Below are 22,055 nucleotides of genomic sequence, written 5' to 3'. Positions count from 1 at the left end.
CTTAACAACATCTTTACAGAACTGCCACTTTGCTTTACCATATCTATAGTGCGGAACAAACCGCAGGTATCAGAGGGCACAATACTTTCGCCCCTGCATCATTACTTATGTGAACGCAAGAATAACTGTGTTGCAAACAGAATTTCACCCTATTTTCCCCAAGGAGTATGACAAATGATACATTTTGATATACCAGGCAGAAAAGGACCCCTTTTTGAACTTGCCTCCATCCTGCCGCTGGCATCTGCTTTTGCGGTTTCCTTTATATTCAGGATCCATCCCGAGAGCCACATGCTCATTTCTACAAGCTTCATCCTGGCTGCAGCGGCTGTTTCCATGATAACCGGCTCCTTTTTCCGGGGCGCTCTTGCATCCTTAGCCGGACTCGCAGGGATGATTTATTTTTTCAGCCTGCCTCTCAAATCCGACAGTTTCCCTTTCTTTGCATTCCCCTTTGCCGTAATGCTTGTGAATGCTTTGATCATCAGCCGTCTGGTTTTCAGCAACAGAGTTAAAGACAGACTTTTCCGCGAAAAGCAGGAAAAAGCAGATAAGCTTACTGAAATCGGCAACGAACTGCTCTCTGCCAGTGGATTTCCGCATATCATCAACCTGATTCTCGAATATGTCCGGGAATTTTTAAACTGCTCTGTTATTTTTTACCAGACGCCGCCCCGTTCCGGAATTCCTGGAATAATCAAGAGCACTGCCCCGGGCCATAAGATTCTCATGACATCATACCACGAAAAGTTTATCGTCCAGTGGGTATTCGACCGTAAGGAAAAAGCCGGTGTTGGAACAGATTTCTGCGGCCGCAGCAGCTGTACATATCTGCCGCTTGTTTCCCATAATGAAATCTGGGGTGTTCTTGGAATCTACCGGGAAGAGCAGAAGCCTTTGGAAAAAACACAGCTCAGGTTCCTCAATTCAATCATCTCACAGGCAGCTATGGCCATAGAGCGGCAGCACCTGTCAGAGGTTCAGCAGCAGATAAAAATGGAGGCCGAAAAGGAGAATATGAGAGCCAATCTGCTCCGGGCCGTTTCACACGATCTCAGGACTCCCCTGACCGGCATAATCGGCTCCAGCACTACCCTTCTTGAGCATAAAGACATCCTGAGTCCTGAGCAGCATGACAAGCTTCTGCGCAATATCCATGATGATTCAAACTGGCTTCTCCATATGGTCGAAAACCTTCTTTCCGTAACCAGGATCCGCGAAGAGGGATCGACCGTGAATAAGATAGCCGAACCCCTTGAAGAGGTGGTGTCTGAAGCCGTTATGCGTATAAAAAAACGTTATCCGGATGCTGTCATCCAGGTCAGGGTTCCGGATGAATTTCTGATGGTTCCAATGGATGCCACACTGATCGAGCAGGTCCTGATCAATCTGACCGAAAACGCTATCGTCCATTCTGAAAGCAAAAAACCGACAGAGCTTTATGTTGACAAAGAAGATGACCAGGTTATCTTCCATATCAGGGATTACGGCATAGGGCTGATGAATGGCTCTGTGAACGACTTATCCGGGGAACCGGATCTTCCGAACTTTGACTCCATATTCGAAGGATACTCCTATAAGAAAAATAAAAGTACCGATTCCTCAAAAGGAATCGGCATCGGCCTTTCCATCTGCAAAACGATCATCACTGCACATGGTGGCACTATCACCGCTGGCAACCACAAGGACGGCGGTGCCCATTTTACATTTTCTCTGCCTTTAGAAGGAGGAACCAGCTATGCACTATAAATCCTCAGTACTGATCATCGAAGACGAACCAGTCATATGTGATTTTATCGCAGCTTCACTTGCTGCGAACAGCTATAAAGCCATAAAATGCGCTACAGGAAAAGACGGACTTTCCATGATCGCTTCTCACTGCCCTGATATCATCCTCCTTGATCTCGGTCTTCCCGACATGGATGGTCTTCAGGTGCTGAAAGAAATCCGGACATGGTCAGGCATACCCGTCATAGTCGTATCGGCCAGGACCCAGGAACATGAAAAAGTTCAGGCCCTGGATTTTGGCGCAGATGACTACATTACGAAGCCTTTCGGCACTTCCGAACTGATGGCACGAATACGCGCTGCACTCCGAAGAAATGCTAAATCCGCATCTTCCAACTCCTCAAACTTCTTCCAGGTCAGGGATATGGTAATCGATTTCGAAAAAAGATCCATCCTTCTGGAAGGAAATAAGGTACACCTCACCCAGAACGAATATAAGCTTGTGTCTCTCCTTGCAAAAAATGCCGGCAAAGTACTCACCTACGAATACCTGATCACCCAGATATGGGGACCTAATTCTCCTACGAGCAACCAGATATTGAGGGTGAATATGGCAAACATCCGCCGCAAAATAGAGAGCAACCCTGCCGATCCGAAATATATATTTACCGAAATCGGAGTCGGCTACTATATGGCAGACGACAGGTAATTATTCCTGACCAGAGCCATCCTGAATCAGGGGCGACAGTACCTGCATCTAATGCCACCAGCTGAAAAGCTGTCTGCCTTCAGGTTCTGCTGTCTGCCCTTCCCCAATCATCTGTGCCAGTTCCTCATCTGTAATAGTACCTTCACGTTTATAGTTATAAGTCTCAGTAAAGGACACCCTGTTTTCTCCTTTTTTCGACTCTACTGTTATGTACTCGATACACTCGCCGGTTCCGGCAATATATTCATTTATGATTCCATCAAGATTCATATCCGGATATTTTCTGCAAATTTCACGGCATAAATTCTCAGCCGCCTCATCAACTTCCCCATCTATTTCTATGTAAAATGCGCCCCTTCTGAAACTGATCTCCACTTCAGCCTCCGCATATGGAGGCAGCCTGCGTGCCAGACTATGTATTTCATGGTCAAAGTTCGCAATACATACGGTCTCATACTCTTCCTTATACTCCTTATTGTACCCGTTCACTTCAAGATACGACACAAGCTCCTTATCCGAAGATTCCTTCTGCATCTTCAACAGTTCCTCACATGCCCTGCTGCACTGGACAGCTGTTCCCTTTAATTTCAATTCAATTTCATATTCCGTAAACATAAATCCTCCCCCTTCGTTAAGACTGACCGGGAAAAGACTCCCATCCGACAAATCTGACAGCCCCTTGCATGCAATGGATGAACAGTCTCCGGCGTTTCGTGAATCTGATACTGCAGTGATTTTGCAAACGGCTAAGGTGTCTTTTGGATTGATGGTATTGTTTTTTCACTATTCGACAATTATATAACTTCTACTTTATATTTACAACTTTAATCTGTGATTTTTATATATTTTCACAAGTATTCAATTTATTATGTAAATACTTTCTAATTTTTAGTTATTTAAGCAAGTCTTCCGTTCTGTCAGTGCATCTCTTCCAATCAATAGCCCTCTTGCATGTCAGGAGTAAAAAAAGAATTATCAGCATTGCCATTGGAATGCTCTGGCAAAACAGGCTATATTGTATTTTATCCTGTACAGAGCGATTTTCAAAGATAACGGCAGCGCCAATGCCTTGACAAATTTATCTATGGGTCTAGAATAGTGATAGTAACATCATAAATCTGTAATCATGTAACAAGAAAAAGAGTGACAGTATGTTTACAAAAAAAGATCTCTCCAAACTGATAATTCCGCTGGTCATTGAGCAGTTTCTTGCCGTATTCGTCGGCATGATGGGCGTAGTCATGGTCGCAAGCGCAGGCGAAGCCGCCGTATCCGGTGTTTCCCTGGCTGATACCATCAACATTCTGATCATTACCATATTCTCGGCTCTCGCTACTGGCGGCGCCGTTATTTCCGCGCAGTACATTGGACGCGGCGACAAAAAAAATGCCTGTATTTCTGCAAACCAGCTCCTCCTTTCCGGATTGATAATCTCGACTGCCATTACGGCATTGTGTGTCGCCGGGCATTCCTGGATTCTCAGTACGCTGTTCGGAAATATTGATGCAGAGGTTATGAGCGGGGCAAAAACCTACTTCCTGATAACGGCCTTTTCCTTCCCGTTCCTTTCCATGTACAATTCCTGTGCCGCCCTCTTCCGTTCCATGGGTAATTCCAAGGTGTCGATGAAGGCCTCTTTGTGCATGAATGCCATAAACATCATCGGAAACAGCATCCTGATCTACGGGTTTCATATGGGGACCGCCGGTGTTGCCATCCCCGCACTGGTATCGCGAATTGCCGCTGCTGTCATCATGTTGGTCATGATCAGGAATCCAAAGCTGGCTATACATATAGGAAAAGAGTTCGGCTGGCGCCCTGACTACCTCATGATTAAAAGGATTCTAAGCATCGGAATTCCTAACGGCCTGGAGAACGGCATGTTCCAGATAGGCAAGATCCTTGTGTTGAGGATCATCTCGTTGTTTGGCACCACTGCAATCACTGCAAATGCCGTCTCCAACACCATAGCCAGCTTTGCAGTCCTTCCCGGTTCTGCAATTGGCCTTGCCCTGATCACCATAGTGGGGCAGTGCGCAGGGGCAAAAGAATTTGAACAGGCAAAACGCTACACGCTACAGATGATGAAAATCACCTATACCGCAATGGCAGTAGTGAATATCGCCATCATTTTTTCCTGTCCATGGCTTGTCAGGCTTTTCAACCTCTCCGATGCAACTGCTGCCGTTACCATAAAAATACTTGTTTACCACAGTATCTGTGCCATTCTGATCTGGCCGCTGTCCTTTACGCTTCCGAATGCACTGCGTGCTGCCAGCGACGTGAAATTTACCATGATTATTTCCATCGTATCCATGTGGACCTGGCGTATTGCCTTCTGCTATGTTCTCGGCAAGGTATTCGGCCTCGGAGTATTCGGCGCCTGGGTCGCAATGACCATAGACTGGGCGTTCAGAGCGTTATGCTTCATATACCGTTTTTTCAGCGGGAAATGGCAGCGGATCCGCTTATAAACTTGCATTCTGTCCTTGAATTAGGCAACTTGTCTATTTATCGGGCTTCTGATGTTATAAGTTTGGCGCCTGTAAAAAGATTTTCAATCATTTCTCCCTTGTCAATGCAACTTTCATAACATATAATAATAAATTAGATGTTACCAATAATCAAACGAAAAATCAGGAGGAAGATTTGTGGAAAGAGAATTAGTCATTGTACTCGACTTTGGTGGACAGTATAACCAGCTCATCGCAAGAAGAGTCAGGGAATGCAACGTATACTGCGAAGTAATGTCATATGATACAAGTTTAGAAAAAATAAAAGAATTAGATCCTAAAGGCATCATTTTCACCGGCGGCCCTGCAAGTGTTTATGAAGATGGTTCTCCTAAATGTGATAAGGAAATCTTCGAACTCGGAATCCCTGTGCTCGGAATCTGCTACGGTTCACAGCTGATGTCTCATCTTCTTGGCGGTGAAGTAAGCAAGGCACCGGTAAGGGAATATGGAAAAACCGAAGTAACTTTCGATACAACCTCAAAATTATTTCAGGATCTCTCCGAAACTTCAATCTGCTGGATGAGCCATACGGACTTCATTTCAGAAATTCCAGAAGGCTTCAGAATTACAGGACGAACAGACTCATGTCCAGTTGCCGCTTTGGAAAAAGCTGACCAGAAGCTGTATGCTGTTCAGTTCCATCCTGAAGTTGTCCATACACAGGAAGGTACCCAGATGATTTCCAACTTCCTTTACAACATCTGCGAGTGTACCGGCGACTGGAAAATGGACTCCTTCGTAGAAGATTCCATCAAGGCAATCAAAGAAAAAGTAGGCGACAAAAAGGTTCTTTGCGCATTATCAGGCGGCGTTGATTCTTCTGTTGCAGCCGTAATGATTGCAAAAGCCATCGGAAAACAGCTCACCTGTATCTTCGTTGACCACGGTCTTCTCCGTAAAAACGAAGGTGACGAAGTAGAAGCAATATTCTCTAACCAGTTCGACCTGAACTTCATCCGCGTTAATGTACAGGAAAGATTCTACGCGAAGCTGGCAGGCGTTTCAGATCCTGAAACAAAGAGAAAAATCGTAGGCGAAGAATTCATCCGTGTATTCGAGGAAGAAGCTAAAAAAATCGGAGTCGTAGACTATCTCGTACAGGGAACAATCTACCCTGACGTTATCGAAAGCGGTCTTGGAAAATCAGCCGTAATCAAGAGCCACCACAACGTAGGCGGACTTCCTGACTACGTAGATTTCAAAGAGATCATCGAACCGCTCCGTGATCTCTTCAAAGACGAAGTTAGAAAAGCCGGCTTAGAGCTCGGAATTCCTGAAAACCTCGTATTCAGACAGCCTTTCCCGGGCCCTGGACTTGCAATCAGGATCATCGGCGACATCACTCCTGAAAAAGTACAGATCATCCAGGATGCAGACGCCATCTACCGCGAAGAAATCGCAAAAGCCGGTCTCGACAAAACAATCGGCCAGTACTTCGCAGCCCTCACCAACATGCGTTCAGTAGGCGTAATGGGCGACGAAAGAACCTACGACTATGCCGTAGCCCTCAGAGCCGTTAACACCTCCGACTTCATGACCGCCGAATCCGCCGATCTTCCATGGGAAGTCCTCGGAATAGTAACAAGCAGAATCGTAAACGAAGTAAAAGGCGTCAACCGCGTATTCTACGACTGCACCGGAAAACCACCAGCTACTATAGAATTTGAATAACCTGAAAGCCGTGCAAAAATAAAAGCGGAAGCCCATGGAAGAGAACTTGTTCTCGGACATGGGCTTCTGCTTTTATTTTTATAGGGCGCCAGCCCGTCAGCGAGGAAATGCGCATGCATTTTCGAGCTGTTGCACGGCTGTCGTAGAGGGATGCGAAGAGAACTTGTTCTCGGACATGGGCTTTTGCTTTTATTTTTATAGGGCGCCAGCCCGTCAGCGAGGAAATGCGCATGCATTTTCGAGCTGTTGCACGGCTGTTGTGGTGGGAAGCTATCCCCATCGATATAGGGCGCCAGCCCATCATCGACCTCTTCCTCCCTTATCACCTGATTCCTGCAACGCTTCGCTAGACTGTTGCCTTTTCCCTACCCCACAAGATAAGGCTGCCCCCGCTTCTTCCGAAGCGGGGACAGCCTTATCTTTAACCTCTATTTCATCCTCTTATATCCCCTGTCCTTAACCAGATCCTCCATCGATTTATACGACCCTGTCGTCTCGAAATGATTCATCAGCTTCATAAGTGAATTCATCGTTGTAATTCCTACCTTAGGTACCGCCTTGCAGTCGCTGTAGTAAGTATAGAATCCAAATTCCTTATCTTCTTTCAAACTTTCCTGTACTTTCGTTGTCTTAGCCAGCTCTGCCAAAAAATCCTCAACTTCAAGTCCGCAATTCTGCTCCGTGAAAGCCATATAATCATCATTCAGTGAAACCCTGGTATAGAGATCATCAGCCTGGTACCATCCGTTTTTGAAAGCCTTGCTCTTATTCTTCGCAACAAAGGATATCTGAGATGCCTCAAAGCTGATCTTTTTGCAGCCGGCGCCAATATTGTCCAGATATTCCTTTCTGCTCAACTTCATTTTCATGTCGTTGCCATTTATCTTGCACATAATGATATATTGGTTATCTTCCTCTCTCTCCCCTGCAATCTCTTGTATATTTGCAGGTACGTGAAGGTAAGACTCCGTTTTTATCATATAATATACATCTTCTGTTTTATATAAATTTCCAGCACTCATATTAAGCCTCCTGTTATCAATTCTAAGTCAAGTGGAGATTCTGGCTGTTTCAGCCAGAATCATGCTCCTATACAGCGTATCTTTTATATCTGAGCAGATCTTTATATATTTCTTCCAGATACTTATATCTTGAAACATTTTCTCCGTTTATGAAAACATCTTCAACCTCATTATCCAGCATCGGAACATCCCAGGCTTTTGTCTCGTCATATGTATTGATCAACTCATACATATCCCTGCCTGTCCCCCACCGGTATTCATTCTTACTGCCGGCGCAGTTGATTACAGTTACTTTTATTTCCTTATTCCACAAAAAATCTTCCCTTAGTGTTATGTCCTCTTTTTCAGGCTCCTTCTGTATCGGAGTTTCCTGTACATTCTCTTCCATGAATTCTTCTTCATCCAGGAACTCTTCTTCATCCAAAAACTCTTCTTCATCCAAAAACTCTTCTTCATCCAGGAACTCTTCTTCATCCAAAAATTCTTCTTCATCCGGGAACTCTTCTGTAATCTCTTCTGTAATCTCTTCTGTAATCTCTTCTGTAATCTCTTCCGTCTTCTCTTCGATTATCAAATCTGTCCCTTCTGCAATCACTTCCTGCAAGGGCTCTTCCTCTATGCTGGCTTCAACCTTTTTTTCCAAAAAGTCTTCTTCCAGTGAAGCATTCTCATTCAGCATTCTATTGAGCATCTTCTCATCTATGACTTCCAATACGACTTCTTCATCATATTGCGGTTCTCTTTCAGATATCTTCTGTATGGCTTCTGGTTCCTGCACGGATACTTCCGGTGCTGGCATAGTTGCTGCTTCCGTATACTGTGCTATTTCTTCTTTTACTGCTGCTTCTTTTACTTCCACCTCTTTTACTTCTGCTTCTTTTACTTCTACTTCCTTAACCTCTTCTTCCACCGGTGCATCCGTGCTTCCTTTATCCTCATTCATCATGATTTTGAATTCTTCCGCGAACTGCGGCTGGATATCACCTACTAAGATATTCAGGAAGGCTGCCAGCATGGACTTTGGTCCATCATATTCTGGCGACAGTTTATTGTAAAAATCCTTCAGCGTTGCTTTTTCAAGGAAATCACAGAAAGTCTCGCCTTCATAAGCCGGTTTCCATCTGTATGTAAGATATCCGTTCTCAGTTCCCCCAACCTCCGAACTTACCCTTACCTTCATCTCTTCTAATCCAAAATCAAGCTCCAATACACATTTGCTGAATCGCGAATACTCGCTGTCATCAACTGCCGGTTTCATAACATAAGCGATCTTGATCGATTTTGTTTTGTTAATCTCCATATACTTCTCCTTCTCCTGAGTTTTTGTTTTCCTGGTATAGTTTTTGCTTCCCCTATATCTGCGTTGTCCTTTTGGGGTAACTATTCAGAACCCCTGTCTCGCGAGGTGTTTTTATGCTGATTTTGCATAAAACACCGAGACATTCAGATATTATACTCCATTCAACAAAGTGGATTCTCCACTTCAGCTCGCGTGCCCCTCGTTCTTAAGAGCAAAGACGCACTGCAGTGCGGAAGGCTGATTTAAAGTGGTCGACAAGCACCACAAGCCCGATTGCACATCCCACGCAAAGCATTTTTTTATGTTTTAGGTACGTTCGTCCTATGATATAAAAAAAGTTTTATATACATATATTACCATGTTTAGATTTAAAATCAACCATAATAGCATCAACATTTACAAAAATTATATCTTTTTTATGATCGCTGCCGAGACACGACTAGCCTCCTGCTGATGCGCGGTTTGTCCAGAGGGATTTTCTCACCAAAGCACTATATATGTGGCCGAAATACAGAAAGGCACAGGCAGCCTGTATCCGGCTGCTTATGCCTTTCTGCTTCTGAATCAGATTACAATTCGAAGCTTCTTATAATAAGTTGGAACTCAGGTGAATTTGCAAATCCGAGAAGTACCTCTTCTCTGCTTGTACCATTCGCCATTCTGTTCATATGGTACTCCAGTCCTGACTGGTCAAATTCTCTTCCCATGAAGGTTGTGTAGAGGACCTTCACATACGCTTCATCCGAAAGATTTTTATCCTTAAATTCAGGTGCGAATATAAAGTTCTGTGCTGCCTGTACCGGAGTTAGCCTTCCAGCGAGAATCTCTCCTGTATGATAATTCAGTCCGCCAGATTCTGCTTCTCTCCCCAATGCCTTGCTATACAGACGATTGACATACATTGTGAGGAGTGGTTTTTGATCTATCGGGTCTTTAAGCGCAGTCTGTCCTCTTTCAATTCCGCTTGCTGCGCAGATATCTGTATATTCTTTCGATTCTACAAATCCCCTGAATACGTAAAGCCTTGAGACGCCATTATCCAGATAGTTTGTCCAGTATGATTTGCCTTCTGCATCTGAAGCACGTCCCATAAAGGTCTCATACAATACTTCAACATAGTCTGCGTTGCTTAATTCTCTGGCCTTAAATTCCGGGCTGAAAATGAATCCGTATCCTACGTCTGCACCCGTCTTTTCTTTTGCCTTCAGTGATGTGGTGTAATAGCTGATTTCACTATCATCTGCCGTTCTTCCAAGCACTTTTTCATAGAGCCTTACAATGAAGCTGTTTACTTTGTCAACCGGTGTATTTACTTCATAGACTTTCCTTGCACTATGGTCTTCTGATTCCGTAATGATGCGTACTACACCGTTCCGGTCTTTTGGAAGGACCGTTACTGCTGCATTTCCTACCCCCTGGGCTGTTACGGAAGATGCCGCAGGAACATCGTATTTCAATACATCTGCTGCGAATCCGCTTATGTCTGTACCATCAACATTGATTTCCGATAAATCTGCAGATGTATTGGCATTATAAATGTATTCGCTTCCGATTACTTCCATTTCTGTAAGGCCCATTGCCTTCCCGGATGCCGGTGTCAGGATCACACGGACAGCAATCGGATTAATTGGATTCGCAAGCACGTAGCTTGTATGTCCCTGCAAATAGCTGACCGGAGAAACGGACGCATAGGCAATATCAAGCCAGTTGACGTTGTCAATGCTGTACTGTATCTTCACGTTTGAAGGAACCGCACAGCTGTTATCTGTAAAGAAACATAAATTGATCGTATCTACCATATGAGCAGTTGCCCAGGTCATTGTTATAGCAGCATCTATATATTGGGTTCTTTCATTCCAGTTTGTCCAACGCTCTGCTGTCGAATCGCCTGGTTTCTTATTTCCATTTGTAATGGATATCAGGGTATCTGAAGGCGCTGTGCAGCTTTCTGTCAAGTCCAGATATTTCGGCGCTATATTAGAAGATGCACCCTTTACTCCTTCAGCTACGCGGACCGAAGCTGTCACCGGGAATTGTTCATCCAGTACTGTGGCCATTCCTGAAACTAAAACCACATCTCCAGCATCTGCAAACAGCTCAGCTGTCACAGCATCCCAGGTAACGCTGAATTCATCATACACTGTTCCGTCTTCCAGTACAGAAGGAAGCACATTTGGAAGATCAGGTACCGTACCAGGCTTTGTGATTGTGGCGTAATTCAGCATATCCACAATATGCCCCAGAACGTGAACGGAAACCTTCACAGCTACATCCCCGCACTTGGTCCTAAGCGTACCTGTTGCCTCATAAATCCCCATATCAGCAAGCTGTGATTTATCAAACTCATCCCAGCTGATTGTAATATTTTCTTTTGTTCCATCACTATAAGTTACTTCAGAAACTGCCGGAAGTGTAACATCTGCGGTTCCCAGTTTTACATAGCAATGCCTTGACAGATCATAAGATGACACGCTCAGCTGGCTTTCATCTCCAACAGGAGCTGTCTTAACCGTAATCGAATCTGATGCAAGTCCGTCAGCTGAAGCCGTAAGAGTGAAGCTTCCTGATTTATCCGTCGATTTTACGATAACCAGTGCTTTTCCACTGAAGGCGTCACGGCTTGCACTAGTCGTGCTGGTTGGAACAAAGCTGTCGTTGTCAGCGGCATTTCCATTATCGACACCGACGATTTCTCCGTTTCCGGTCAGGCTGAATGTAATTGCTGTATCTGCATCCTGTACCAGTTCTCCGCTGGCGTCCTCTACATCCACTGTAATGTAGGATAAGCTGTAATCATCCGCAGCAAGACTTGTATAGGCTGCATCCTCTGCGTAAACATCTAAGGCTGCCTCGCCTGAAGTTGTTGAAACTGTATTTCTTCCAACGGTATCTGTGATTTCATTTCCTGCTGCATCATATGCCTTTGCAGTCAGGGTGCCTGCTGCGTAAGGTACATTGAAAGTCGCATAGAGATTCGTATTGCTGGTTCCGCCATTGAACATACGATACTGATAGCCCGCAGCAGTTGTCTTGATCTCTGAAGTCTGTGTACCGATAAGCACATCATTCAGATACAATTCCACTTTGGCGGCATCGCTGTAGACAGCTACTTCAACATTTCCACTCGCATCCTTCACAATGATGTCCTCATCCCAGCAAGGAAGGACATGCAGGGTGTTCACGTTATCGTTCCACAGACTCTGGTACAGATAATAGTCATCTTTTGCAAATCCGGCAGTATCAATAATACCGAAATAGGAAGACTTCGGTATTGCGCCCTTTCCTGAAACCGATCCGGATCCAGTTCCGTTCCATGGAGTCGGTTCTCCGATATAATCAAAGCCAGTCCATACAAATTCACCTGACATAAAATCGTTCTTGATGACAGAAAGCCAGGAAGAGCTGGCCGTGACCCCCCAGCCTACTGCGGTCTTGTCATAAGCACTGATCTGCAGGCCGGCTGAATCCTGCCCTTTGGTATAATATACTCCACGGCTTCCGATAGCAGACGCCGTTTCTGAAGCGACAATCTTCCAATTCGGATGATTATTATAGTAATTGCTGTAACTGCCGCTCTGATAGTTTATTCCTACGATACCGCCATTGGCAGTGATGACCTCGGCAACCTTCGCCGAATTTCCAGCGGTGTTCGCCAGTGGTCCGTTATCGCCGAATGTGATATATCTGGCTGTTCCTACTCCCGGATCCACTTCCTCGATCCAGTCGATCATATTTTGTGCATAAGTCGGGTATGCAGCAGAATTCCCGCTGATGCCTTCCAGTATCTCATTTCCAAGTGACCACATAATGACGCTTGGGTTGTTCTTTCCACGGTCTGCCATGGCTTTTACATCGAATTCCGCCCATGTCATGTCGCTGCTTCCACCGATGATCTGGTTGTCCGCTTCAATCATTTCGTTAAAATGAGACGAATAATCGTTGCTGTTTCCATTCTTCGGATTGCTCCATGTATCGAAGGCTTCCTCCACAACCAGGATACCGTATCGATTGCAGGCTTCCAGCAGTTCATCCGCAGCAGGATTGTGGGTTACACGTATTGCATTGCATCCCATTTCCTTAAGAATCCTTACCTGGCGTTCAATCGCATCTGCACGTGCCTCAGAGCCTAAAGCACCCTGGTCATGATGAAGGCAGACGCCCTTCAGTTTCACTTTTTCTCCGTTCAGATAGAAGCCGGTGGTTCTGTCGAAGCTGATATAACGGAAACCAAATGTAGTTTCATAAGTATCAACGACCTGACCGTTCATGAGCACTTCCGTCTTAACCTTATACAATGCCGGATTTTCAGGCGACCATAAAGACGGCTTATTTACCTTTGCCGTTTCTGCGATATCTTTCGTTTCTCCCGCAGCTAAGGTACCTGCGTCTGATACAGTTGCTAAAACTGCTATATTTTCCGCATCATATATCGTATTCTGCACCGTTACTGAAGCCGACGCATCCGAATCATTCTGTACAGTTGTCGTCACATTGACATCCACATCGCCGCCCTTCTGTGTTGACAGATTCGGTGTGGTTACTGCGGTTCCATAACGCGCTACATGTACGGCATCGGTAATGGTAAGGTTTACATTTCTGTATATCCCGCTTCCTGAATACCACCGGCTGCTTGGATACTTATGATCGACCTTCACGGAAATGACATTCTCTGTCGCGCCGTCGCATTCTACATAGTCTGAAATATCAACAGAAAACGGTGTATACCCATAAGGATGGTACGCCAGTTCCTGTCCGTTCACATAAATTGTGGAATTCATATAAACGCCGCCAAAATCTATAGTGACAGATTTCCCTTCACAGCTTTCCGGCAGCGTAAATGCTTTTCTGTACCATCCAGTTCCACCTGGAAGAAAACCGCTTTCAGCCTCATACTTTGTGCTGAATTCCTGTTCGATACTGTAGTCATGAGGCAGATCCACCGTCCTCCATGCCGAATCATCGAAGGCTGTCTGGAAGGCGGCACTCGCATTCCCATAATAGAACTTCCAGTTCTCATTAAAAAGAACCGATCGTTCCTCGCCCAGGCTGCTTACATAGACTGTCTGCTCATCGGAATAGAACGTATCCTCATTTGCAGCAATGACTGTCATCTGCCCGGGAAAAGCCGGCAGCGTGATGATCATTGCACCAGTCAGCATAAGCGCTGTCATTCTCTTGAATTTTTTTCTCAACATCGTTTTTTAACCTCCCATTTTTTTGTCCCATTACATTTAAAACGAAAAAGCCCGACTGCACATTCTACGCGGAGCGTTTTTGATTTATAGGAAATTCGAGTAATTTCCTATAAATCAAAAAATGATCTCGTTAACTATAATCTTATAATAGAAAACGTCCAATGACTTTGTAGTATTATCCTTTCTTTTTATATTATTTGTACTATCTGCATTTTTTTACTGCATTTATATAATTCCGTGTAAAAAAACAATAAGAAGAACAATTCTGATTGATATTCCTATCCAAAAATATTATAATCTACAGAAAGCTTTCAAATCATGAAGGGAACTATAAAAAAATTAAGGAGTACACAACGATGAAATCAACCGATTCAGAATTACAGACAGAAAAAAGCGGGCATACTGAAAAGGAGAAACACTGGCACGATATTCTCGCGCCTATTTCACATATAGTCATTGCAGTGCTGGCCTTCGCCATCTGCCTGATATGCGGCTATCTCTTCCATGGATTCACAGTGCTCAAATCGGATGTACAGAAAGTCTATGAAGAACAGGCACCGGATATCTCCGGACTGAATGTGATTGCTGCCAATTACATGGGTGAGCTGTCGCTTATAGCCGATGAGCATACCCGCGTAGTATACTATCTCAATCCAAAGACAGGCGATATTACGGAATTCTATTCCAAATCCGGAAATTCATGCATCTACGACGAGGATGACTCAGTACTCATTGATGCTGTTACTAAAAAAGAGTTTTTAGAACTGGAGCAATAAAAATAAAGCGGGAAGTGTTTTTCAACATACACTTCCCGCTTTTATTTCTCGATTTTTACGATAATTACTTGCCGGAACAGCTCCTGTAGCAGATGCTTCTATCTGTCAATCCTTTTTCTGATTACCGGCAGGCAAACAGCTGCGATTACCAGACCGCATGCTGCCAGGGCAGCAGTGGATATTTTTTTCAAGAATGGTATTTTTTCTGCCACATAATACCCTTCTTCCGCTATCACCACCGAACCGCCATGCAGATCCGCCTCGCCTCCATGCTCACTGCATGCCCTATAGAATATTCCGGTTACATGAACCATGTCTCCTTTGAATTTATAGGTTCCATAGCAGGTTATCTTTTCCGCTTCACTTTTTTCTATCCAGAGACCGATTGCATTTGTCCCGTCATTTATATTGACCCAGGAATAATCCCCTCTGTCCATTCGTTCACCGATAGCTTCGCCCTGTACCGTAACCTCTTTTCCATCAAGCTCTTTCGCATTTTCTATCAGAGCGTTTATGTCTGTCCTGATTGCTTCTTTTGCTTCTTTTGCTTCTTCTGCTTCTTCTGCTTTTTCTGTTTTTTCCGCATCATCATTTTCAGACTCTGAATTTTCGACATCCGTATTTCCACTCGCTGCCTGTTCCGCATTTACGCTTAGCGAAATGGTAAATGCCGCCAGCAGGATGATCATCAGCGTTCCCGGTAATTTGCGCATACTTTTTTCACACCTCCAAATAGATAGCCAATCAGTGCAAATACCGAAAGAAACTCTAATCTGCCCAGATACATTGCAATTATATAATAAACCTTCATAGCGGCAGGCATCCCAGGTGCCGTGACTCCTATGCTCAGACCAACATTTCCTGTTATGGATGCCGATTCAAAAGCGGAATCCGCAAGTGGATAGCCGTAATAAGTTCCCAGAAGAGTCCCTACTCCAAATGTGGCGATATAGCAGATGATGATAATTGCCGCCGATTTGATTGCTCCCTCACTTAAAATCTGGTCTTTAATATGATGGAATTTATACACCTTCATCCTTCTTTCAGATGAAAGCAGTTTCTTAATGTCCATGATAAGCCCTTTGCATACGATTCCGACCCGCAGGCCTTTGATACCGCCTGCCGTAGAGCATGCGGAACCGCCGATCAGCATGGCTATAACCATTATCATTATCCCGAAATCCCCCCACTCCAAAGCGAACTGCCTTGCATAAATGGAGCCGAAACCAGTTGTCGTATGAGCTGAGAGCACATTGAAAACGACTCTCCTGAAGCCCGCAACAGCATCCGGATAGACGTTCAGCCTGGCCAGTCCTGCAAGAGCAAGAATGACAGTCAGAAAGGACGTTATGAAGAAGCTCTGGGTCTCAATATTTTTTATGATCTCTTTGCGCTTTCCATGCCATATCGCATAGTGCAGTCCAAAGTTGAACGAGCCCAGTATAAATATTACCATAGCGGCTGTCTCATATATCAGACTATGGTAATACATGATATTCTGGGTATTTGGCGCGAACCCTCCCGTGCTCCATGAGGATTCGAATATGTAGATGGCATGGAGGATAGCCGAGACAGGCTTCAGACCTATAGCAATTCCAATCACCCAGAGGACGGCTGTTCCTACCAGAAGATAAATCATGCTTATCTTCCATATCTGCCTTGTCGTCCCCTTCACGTTAGGCACCAGTTCAATATCCTTGCCCTCGCCGACGTACATTTTATAAGCTCCGCCTGTTTCCTTCACCAGAAATGTCAGCGCAAGGACAACCATGCCCTGGCCCCCTATGAAAGTCAGAATATGTCTCCACATATTAAGGCCATTGGAAATATGGTCAAGATCCTGCAGTAATACTACTCCCGTCGTGGTGAATCCGCTCATAACATCAAAACATGCATCCAGATATGATTTCATATGTCCGCTCAGCCAGTACGGCATCGCGCACAGAACTGTCAGAATGAGCCATGAAAGGGCGGCAACGGCAAAGCCATGTTTCCACTGCACGTCCGGCTTTTCCTTCTTCATCCTCATTCCGAACATAACCAGCGCAAGCCCGGCAGCCAGCGATACTGTCATGCTTATTATAAAATCAAGCAGTGGGTTCCACTCTTTGAACATAAGGGATGTCAATGCCGGTATTGCCATCAGCGAAGAGGATATCAGAACTATATATCCGGTGTAGTAGCTGATTATTTCAAGGCTATACGATTTTTTCTCTGTCTGGTTCATGACGTCACCCCATTATGGCGACCGTCGCCATAAAGCCTGCTCCGACATAACATATGACAGCGATCACTTCAGCCACTATGCCTGTAATTTCATTTTTCTTGATTTCCATTTCCTTTTTCCTCCGTCATAAAGCTCATCTACTAATTCCGCTAAAACCGAATAATTGGTTACAATAAGCAACTTGTCGTTGTTCTGAAGTCCTGTATCCCCTTTGGGATATATAACCTCTTCACCCCGCATTACGGATACGAATACGCACTCCTCCGGGAGCAGAAGCTCTTTGATCATTTTGTTGCACCAGGTGACTGTTTCCCTGATCGTCAGCTCTGCCAGCACCATGGAACCCCGTCCGAAGGTATTCACGATTCTATAATCCTCTTCGTTAAGGGCATATTCAATCAGGTTTGTGATGACTTCCGTGCTGCAGACCGTATTGTCTATTCCCAGGTTTTTGAACATTGTTGTATTCTTGGGATTATTCACGCGGGCTATTGTCTTCATCGAGCTGAAGCTCAGTTTTGCTATCTGGCATATTACAAGGTTTTCCTCATCCGTGCCCGTCACTGCCGCTACAATCTCCGCTTCCTCAATTCCAGCCTCCTTAAGCACTTCCAAATCCGTACCGTCACCACATATGATATCGCCATCAATGTCTTCCGCTATTTTCCCGCATGTTTCCTTGTCTCTCTCTATAATGGTAACCTGGCGGCCTCTTTCCCTTAATGTCTTAAAAAGATAATAGCCGATTTTTCCTCCGCCGATTATTATAGTTTTCATATTAAAATCTCCTTACCGAATGAATTTATTAGTCTTCCCTTATCCTTTTTCTGAACAGTACAAACAATTCTGTCCCCGTGCCTTACGATTTCATTTTTCTGCGGGAGCCCCATTCTGCCTTCCTTCACAATAGCTGAAATAATACACTTGTATCTCTCTTCAATTTCCATGACCGACAGATGCTTCTCTTTATAGACAAGAAGCTCAATAATTTCATAATTATTGTCCAGCGAGGATAAAACCTCCATGTTTTCAATCAGAAGCTTGTTTTTCAGAATTTCAAGTTCGTACTGGATTGGGTCAATCGTATTGATTCCCAGCTGGTTATATATCGTTTTTTTTCCGGGATCATTTACCCTTGAAATGACATTATTAACTTTAAATATCTTATCCACAATAAGCGATATCGTAATGTTTATATTGTCATCCGGCGTGACTGCCAGTACTGCATCCGCATCCTGTACCCCGGCTTCCATCAGAATATCCCTGTCAAATTCTATTCCCTTTATCCGCTGACCGTTAAAGCCGCTGCCCAACGCATTCAGCTTGTCGGCGTCACGGTCAATAATGCAGATATCGTTTCCATCGTCAGCCAGTCCCTTTGCCAGATTACTGCCTAACCTTCCGCAGCCAATGATGATTATGTACATAAATTTTCCTCCGTTTTTTACAAAGCGGACAACCTATAAGTTCAACCGCTTGCGTTTCTTATCTTTTTTTCGTGACTTCATGATCGCCAAAGTCCGCAGGGTCTCTCTTATCCTCAAAAAAGATGCACAGCCTTTCAAGGTTTTTACTGGCTGGTCTATATGAGGGATCCAGGGCATATGCGGCTCTGTAGTGCCGCCTCGCCATGTCGTCATTCCCGTTGATTTCATTCCAGATTCCTAACAGGTTCTGCGGCTCTGGCGCATTTGGATTTGCATGTAAGGCCTCCATGATAATTTTATAGGCTTCATTGATTTCGTTGCAATGAAGCTTATTGATTGCCATGCAGATGTATGGGTTGTTTATTGCTGAATGATCGATTTTTTGCATACTCGTTACCTCCTTTAACTGCTATCAGAATAAACCTTTCCGTGTAAGTTTTGTGTAAGCATTCTGCCGGTTCCCGTAATTTTTCTGCAAATATTCTTCTTGCGCGTCATGGGCCGCGTATTCTGCGGCCCTACGTACCACTACGTCTTCATCTAAGCGAGAGCGCGCTGCGAATGAACATGTTTTGCATCACGTCCTAATTGTTTAAACTTGTGCAAATTGACGAACACTATTTTGTAAATGGGCTTTTGACATTCCACTCCTATAAATTCAAAAAACGGCAGGCAATGTGAATATATTCACATTGCCTGCCGTTTTTTTATTCATCAATCAGCCTGTATCCCACACCTATTTCGGTAATGATATACTCAGGCTGGGATGGGTCCTCACCAAGCTTTCTTCTCAGGTTTCCCATACATACCCGCAGTGACCTTGTATCATCTGATATTGTTCCTCCCCATATATGTTCCGTTATATATTTATGGGTTAGAACTTTACCATGACTTTCAGCCAGTAATACCAGCACCTTATACTCATTCGGTGTCAGATGGATCTCTTCCTCGCCCAGCCATACTCTGCGTTTATCCATATCAATAACGAGATCCTTTACCTGAAAGACAGCGCTTTCGATTTCTTTCGGAAACTTTTCAAATGCTTTATGCCGGAGAATAACACGTATTCGTGCCAATAATTCCGGTACACTGAAAGGCTTTGTCAGATAATCATCTGCCCCTGCATCCAGAGCCTTTATCTTTTCCCTTTCATGACCTCTGGCAGAAATTATGATAATCGGAATCTGTGATATTTCACGCAGCTTCTTTATTACATCAACTCCATCCATATCCGGCAGCCCAAGGTCTAAAACCAATATATCCGGATTATGGGAAACAGCCAGCATAAGAGCACTTGCACCATTATCCGTATCAATACATTTATATCCCTGGGTTTCTATTGACACTTTCAGAAAGCTCCGGATTGATTTTTCATCATCTACAACCAAAATAAGCGGTTCCATCATATACTCTCCTTGTCTGACAACAAATAAAAACTGACAATAGTGCCGTGGGGAACATTATTTCGAACGGTAATCTCCCCATTGTGGGCTTCTACAATGGACTTGCAAAGGGAAAGACCGAGTCCCATCCCCTTGCTCTTAACTGCTCCACTGGTGCCGCTGCGATAGTAACGTTCAAAGACATGGGACAGTTCCGCATTGGCAATGCCAGGACCATTATCCTTAACTTCAAATACAGCCCTGTCACCTTCACGGTGCAGGAATACTATGATCTCGCTCCCTTCCGGCGAATAGCTGACTGCATTATTCAGCAGATTTACGATTACCTGCCTGATCAATACCCCGTCCGCCCTGATCAGAATTATCTCATCCGGTATTTTCACCAGAATCTTATGCTTATTCGCATGTTTCTTTACATGGGTAACCGCTTCAGTTATAATCTCCTCTGCTGCCTCTTCTGCAATATTGAGGTTGACCCTTCCTTCCTCAAAACGGGTAGTCTGAAGAATATTTTCCACCATCTCATTCAGCCAGTTTGCATCCTCATATATGCTTTGCAGAAATTTTTTTCTGACTTCGTCACTCATTTTATCATAATTATCCAGGGCCGTACTTGACAGACCCATTACTCCTGCCAGAGGTGTTCGAAAATCATGGGAGACAGATCTCAGCATATCTGCACGCAGGCGTTCCTTCTGAATCTCCATCTGGGCTTTCTGCTGTTTTTCATAATTTTTTTCACGCTGAAGCACTACTGCAATCTGCGGAATAATCACATCCATGAAGCTATACTGTGCCTGCAAAAGTTCATTTCCTTTGGACACTGAAATCCCAATGACGCCCTGCACACCGTATTGGTTGAAGATCGGTCTGTAATATGCTCTGGCCGTTGAAAAAAGGGGCGTTCCCCGCCCACAGGGATTCCCTGACTCATAGGCTTCCATGCATGCCGAATGATCAGCTGCGCTGCCAAATACATCCGCTCCTTCTATATGGCTGTGAATCTGTTCACCCTCTGATCCGAAGAAACGTACAACCACATTCTCACCGAAATACCTGGCAATCTCCCCTGCAGACACACTGGCGAGTTCCTCCCTGCTTTTCACATTGAGAAGTTTTTTTTCGATGTCATATAATGCGGAAATATACTCCTCCCTGTCCTCCACAAGCTGCCTCTCCAGATTAACCCTTATGGTAAGCATGCTGGTAATAAATCCGACAATAAACATTACAAAAAATGTAAGCAGGTAGTTCGGATCATTCACTTTAAACGTATAGAAAGGTTCCGTGAAAAAGAAATTATAAAGAAGGACCGCAACAACCGAGGCATAAAGACTATAAAGATAGCTTTCCGCCAGATATGAGATCATAAGGATTCCAAGCAAATATATCATTACGATATTGGATTCAAACATTACGATATAGTATGAAAGCATCGAGACCATTGTGCATACAAACATGATCAGTACCATGATCAGTATCTTCTTATAGAAACCGCCCTTTTGCACACCCATCTTACTTTTTGATAATTTGAAAAATTTTATATCATTATCCTCTTCTGACATGTCAGATCAACTCCCTGTTCTTCCTGCATTTCTTTCAAATTCGATTTTAATCTCAATTTGCCGAAAAAGCAACATAATAAATCATTATCGTTCCGTCATAAATACAACTGTCATGATTTTTCATAACCGCTATTGCAAATCAATGTATACACCAAATAGTCTTGATATATGCCTGCGTTTGGTATATTATTAAACAAAAGAGTTGTTTTGTTGTAATTAGTCGACAATATGGCCGGGGTTTGTAAACCGACTTTGAGCAACTGAAAAACAGCGCTGGCGTGCATGGATGTATCATTGTTAATCCTAAATATGATTTTCTGTAAAGGAGGAATATATATGTCTGATAAAGAAAAGAAAGCCGCTATTGACGAACAGTGGGACGGGAATCCCGAAGAAGTTCCTAATACCGTTGAACACACAAACCGGTCACTTGGAAAAGATTTTAAATCTGAAAAGAAATACAAAGTGGGAACAAACTACAGAAATGATAACCAGGCACACAAAGACATTGGATGA

General features: G+C 44.1%; 18 protein-coding genes. 6 read left to right on the top strand and 12 right to left on the bottom strand.

The genetic code is table 11. The features are described 5' to 3' along the window. The first annotated feature begins 174 nt into the window (after positions 1-174). On the top strand, positions 175-1,749 hold the full coding sequence (locus BJR36_RS03520; RefSeq protein ID WP_091230203.1) for a sensor histidine kinase: 1,575 nt from the start codon (positions 175-177) through the stop codon (positions 1,747-1,749). Next, positions 1,739-2,437 (top strand): response regulator, encoded by a 699-nt coding sequence (locus tag BJR36_RS03515; RefSeq protein ID WP_091230199.1) that lies wholly within the window; start codon positions 1,739-1,741, stop codon positions 2,435-2,437. The genes BJR36_RS03520 and BJR36_RS03515 overlap by 11 nt, the downstream gene beginning before the upstream one ends. 48 nt (positions 2,438-2,485) lie before the next feature. Here BJR36_RS03515 and BJR36_RS03510 read toward each other — a convergent pair whose 3' ends face one another. Next, positions 2,486-3,052: a hypothetical protein gene (locus tag BJR36_RS03510; protein ID WP_091230198.1), complete on the bottom strand. Its 567-nt coding sequence runs from the start codon at positions 3,050-3,052 to the stop codon at positions 2,486-2,488. A gap of 536 nt (positions 3,053-3,588) precedes the next feature. On the opposite strand from BJR36_RS03510, the gene BJR36_RS03505 reads away from it, so the two are divergent. Together BJR36_RS03505 and guaA are read left to right on the top strand one after the other, a co-directional pair. Then, positions 3,589-4,911: an MATE family efflux transporter gene (locus BJR36_RS03505; protein ID WP_091230196.1), complete on the top strand. Its 1,323-nt coding sequence runs from the start codon at positions 3,589-3,591 to the stop codon at positions 4,909-4,911. A gap of 177 nt (positions 4,912-5,088) precedes the next feature. Then, positions 5,089-6,624: a glutamine-hydrolyzing GMP synthase gene (guaA, locus tag BJR36_RS03500; protein WP_091230194.1), complete on the top strand. Its 1,536-nt coding sequence runs from the start codon at positions 5,089-5,091 to the stop codon at positions 6,622-6,624. Here the strand turns inward: guaA and BJR36_RS03495 are convergent. From BJR36_RS03495 to BJR36_RS03480, 4 genes are all read right to left on the bottom strand, one after another. Then, positions 6,608-6,928, bottom strand: a complete 321-nt coding sequence (locus BJR36_RS03495) for a hypothetical protein (RefSeq protein ID WP_091230192.1) — start codon at positions 6,926-6,928, stop codon at positions 6,608-6,610. The two genes, guaA and BJR36_RS03495, sit on opposite strands and share 17 nt — an antisense overlap. A 124-nt stretch (positions 6,929-7,052) precedes the next feature. Continuing rightward, positions 7,053-7,646, bottom strand: a complete 594-nt coding sequence (locus BJR36_RS03490; protein ID WP_091230189.1) for a hypothetical protein — start codon at positions 7,644-7,646, stop codon at positions 7,053-7,055. Positions 7,647-7,713: 67 nt separating this feature from the next. Beyond that, entirely contained in the window at positions 7,714-8,946 is a 1,233-nt protein-coding gene (locus BJR36_RS20195) for a hypothetical protein (protein WP_091230187.1), read from the bottom strand. Between the two features lie 569 nt (positions 8,947-9,515). Beyond that, entirely contained in the window at positions 9,516-14,141 is a 4,626-nt protein-coding gene (locus BJR36_RS03480) for a DUF4214 domain-containing protein (RefSeq protein ID WP_091230184.1), read from the bottom strand. A 356-nt stretch (positions 14,142-14,497) separates the two neighbouring features. On the opposite strand from BJR36_RS03480, the gene BJR36_RS03475 reads away from it, so the two are divergent. Continuing rightward, positions 14,498-14,917 carry a hypothetical protein gene (locus tag BJR36_RS03475; protein WP_091230182.1) on the top strand — a complete coding sequence of 140 codons (420 nt, stop codon included), beginning with the start codon at positions 14,498-14,500 and terminating at the stop codon, positions 14,915-14,917. Positions 14,918-15,015: 98 nt separating this feature from the next. On the opposite strand, the gene BJR36_RS03470 is transcribed toward BJR36_RS03475, so the two are convergent. From BJR36_RS03470 to BJR36_RS03440, 7 genes are all read right to left on the bottom strand, one after another. Continuing rightward, positions 15,016-15,630: a hypothetical protein gene (locus BJR36_RS03470; protein WP_091230180.1), complete on the bottom strand. Its 615-nt coding sequence runs from the start codon at positions 15,628-15,630 to the stop codon at positions 15,016-15,018. Next, positions 15,606-17,144 (bottom strand): TrkH family potassium uptake protein, encoded by a 1,539-nt coding sequence (locus BJR36_RS03465; RefSeq protein WP_091230177.1) that lies wholly within the window; start codon positions 17,142-17,144, stop codon positions 15,606-15,608. Before BJR36_RS03465 ends, BJR36_RS03470 begins: the two co-directional genes overlap by 25 nt. Positions 17,145-17,219: 75 nt before the next feature. After that, positions 17,220-17,921: a potassium channel family protein gene (locus BJR36_RS03460; protein WP_091230175.1), complete on the bottom strand. Its 702-nt coding sequence runs from the start codon at positions 17,919-17,921 to the stop codon at positions 17,220-17,222. After that, complete coding sequence (locus BJR36_RS03455; RefSeq protein ID WP_091230170.1) at positions 17,918-18,571, bottom strand: potassium channel family protein; 654 nt, start codon at positions 18,569-18,571, stop codon at positions 17,918-17,920. Before BJR36_RS03455 ends, BJR36_RS03460 begins: the two co-directional genes overlap by 4 nt. A gap of 58 nt (positions 18,572-18,629) precedes the next feature. Next, a complete protein-coding gene (locus tag BJR36_RS03450) occupies positions 18,630-18,959 on the bottom strand; it encodes a hypothetical protein (RefSeq protein ID WP_091230168.1) in 330 nt (109 codons plus the stop codon). A gap of 319 nt (positions 18,960-19,278) precedes the next feature. Beyond that, complete coding sequence (locus BJR36_RS03445; RefSeq protein WP_334292922.1) at positions 19,279-19,977, bottom strand: response regulator; 699 nt, start codon at positions 19,975-19,977, stop codon at positions 19,279-19,281. Next, positions 19,974-21,539 carry an ATP-binding protein gene (locus BJR36_RS03440; RefSeq protein ID WP_091230163.1) on the bottom strand — a complete coding sequence of 522 codons (1,566 nt, stop codon included), beginning with the start codon at positions 21,537-21,539 and terminating at the stop codon, positions 19,974-19,976. The genes BJR36_RS03445 and BJR36_RS03440 overlap by 4 nt, the downstream gene beginning before the upstream one ends. Before the next feature lie 336 nt (positions 21,540-21,875). Between BJR36_RS03440 and BJR36_RS03435 the strand changes: the two genes are divergently transcribed. Further along, the gene (locus BJR36_RS03435) at positions 21,876-22,055 is read left to right on the top strand and encodes a hypothetical protein (protein WP_091230160.1); all 180 of its coding nucleotides are present in this window, start codon (positions 21,876-21,878) and stop codon (positions 22,053-22,055) included.

It is taken from the genome of Anaerobium acetethylicum (assembly GCF_900096945.1).
Taxonomy (GTDB): Bacteria; Bacillota; Clostridia; order Lachnospirales; family Lachnospiraceae; genus Anaerobium; species Anaerobium acetethylicum.
Note: the sequence above shows the minus strand (reverse complement) of the source record. Positions and strands in the feature narration are given on the sequence as shown.

What these genes read in the sequence shown, in the direction of transcription:
- BJR36_RS20195 (WP_091230187.1), bottom strand. Translation starts at nt 8,946, where the DNA reads ATGGAGATTAACAAAACAAAATCGATCAAGATCGCTTATGTTATGAAA.
- BJR36_RS03445 (WP_334292922.1), bottom strand. Translation starts at nt 19,977, where the DNA reads ATGATGGAACCGCTTATTTTGGTTGTAGATGATGAAAAATCAATCCGG.
- BJR36_RS03505 (WP_091230196.1), top strand. Translation starts at nt 3,589, where the DNA reads ATGTTTACAAAAAAAGATCTCTCCAAACTGATAATTCCGCTGGTCATT.
- BJR36_RS03450 (WP_091230168.1), bottom strand. Translation starts at nt 18,959, where the DNA reads ATGCAAAAAATCGATCATTCAGCAATAAACAACCCATACATCTGCATG.
- BJR36_RS03510 (WP_091230198.1), bottom strand. Translation starts at nt 3,052, where the DNA reads ATGTTTACGGAATATGAAATTGAATTGAAATTAAAGGGAACAGCTGTC.
- BJR36_RS03480 (WP_091230184.1), bottom strand. Translation starts at nt 14,141, where the DNA reads ATGTTGAGAAAAAAATTCAAGAGAATGACAGCGCTTATGCTGACTGGT.
- BJR36_RS03460 (WP_091230175.1), bottom strand. Translation starts at nt 17,921, where the DNA reads ATGAAAACTATAATAATCGGCGGAGGAAAAATCGGCTATTATCTTTTT.
- BJR36_RS03495 (WP_091230192.1), bottom strand. Translation starts at nt 6,928, where the DNA reads ATGATGGGCTGGCGCCCTATATCGATGGGGATAGCTTCCCACCACAAC.
- BJR36_RS03475 (WP_091230182.1), top strand. Translation starts at nt 14,498, where the DNA reads ATGAAATCAACCGATTCAGAATTACAGACAGAAAAAAGCGGGCATACT.
- BJR36_RS03465 (WP_091230177.1), bottom strand. Translation starts at nt 17,144, where the DNA reads ATGAACCAGACAGAGAAAAAATCGTATAGCCTTGAAATAATCAGCTAC.
- BJR36_RS03440 (WP_091230163.1), bottom strand. Translation starts at nt 21,539, where the DNA reads ATGTCAGAAGAGGATAATGATATAAAATTTTTCAAATTATCAAAAAGT.
- BJR36_RS03515 (WP_091230199.1), top strand. Translation starts at nt 1,739, where the DNA reads ATGCACTATAAATCCTCAGTACTGATCATCGAAGACGAACCAGTCATA.
- BJR36_RS03435 (WP_091230160.1), top strand. Translation starts at nt 21,876, where the DNA reads ATGTCTGATAAAGAAAAGAAAGCCGCTATTGACGAACAGTGGGACGGG.
- BJR36_RS03520 (WP_091230203.1), top strand. Translation starts at nt 175, where the DNA reads ATGATACATTTTGATATACCAGGCAGAAAAGGACCCCTTTTTGAACTT.
- BJR36_RS03470 (WP_091230180.1), bottom strand. Translation starts at nt 15,630, where the DNA reads ATGCGCAAATTACCGGGAACGCTGATGATCATCCTGCTGGCGGCATTT.
- BJR36_RS03455 (WP_091230170.1), bottom strand. Translation starts at nt 18,571, where the DNA reads ATGTACATAATCATCATTGGCTGCGGAAGGTTAGGCAGTAATCTGGCA.
- BJR36_RS03490 (WP_091230189.1), bottom strand. Translation starts at nt 7,646, where the DNA reads ATGAGTGCTGGAAATTTATATAAAACAGAAGATGTATATTATATGATA.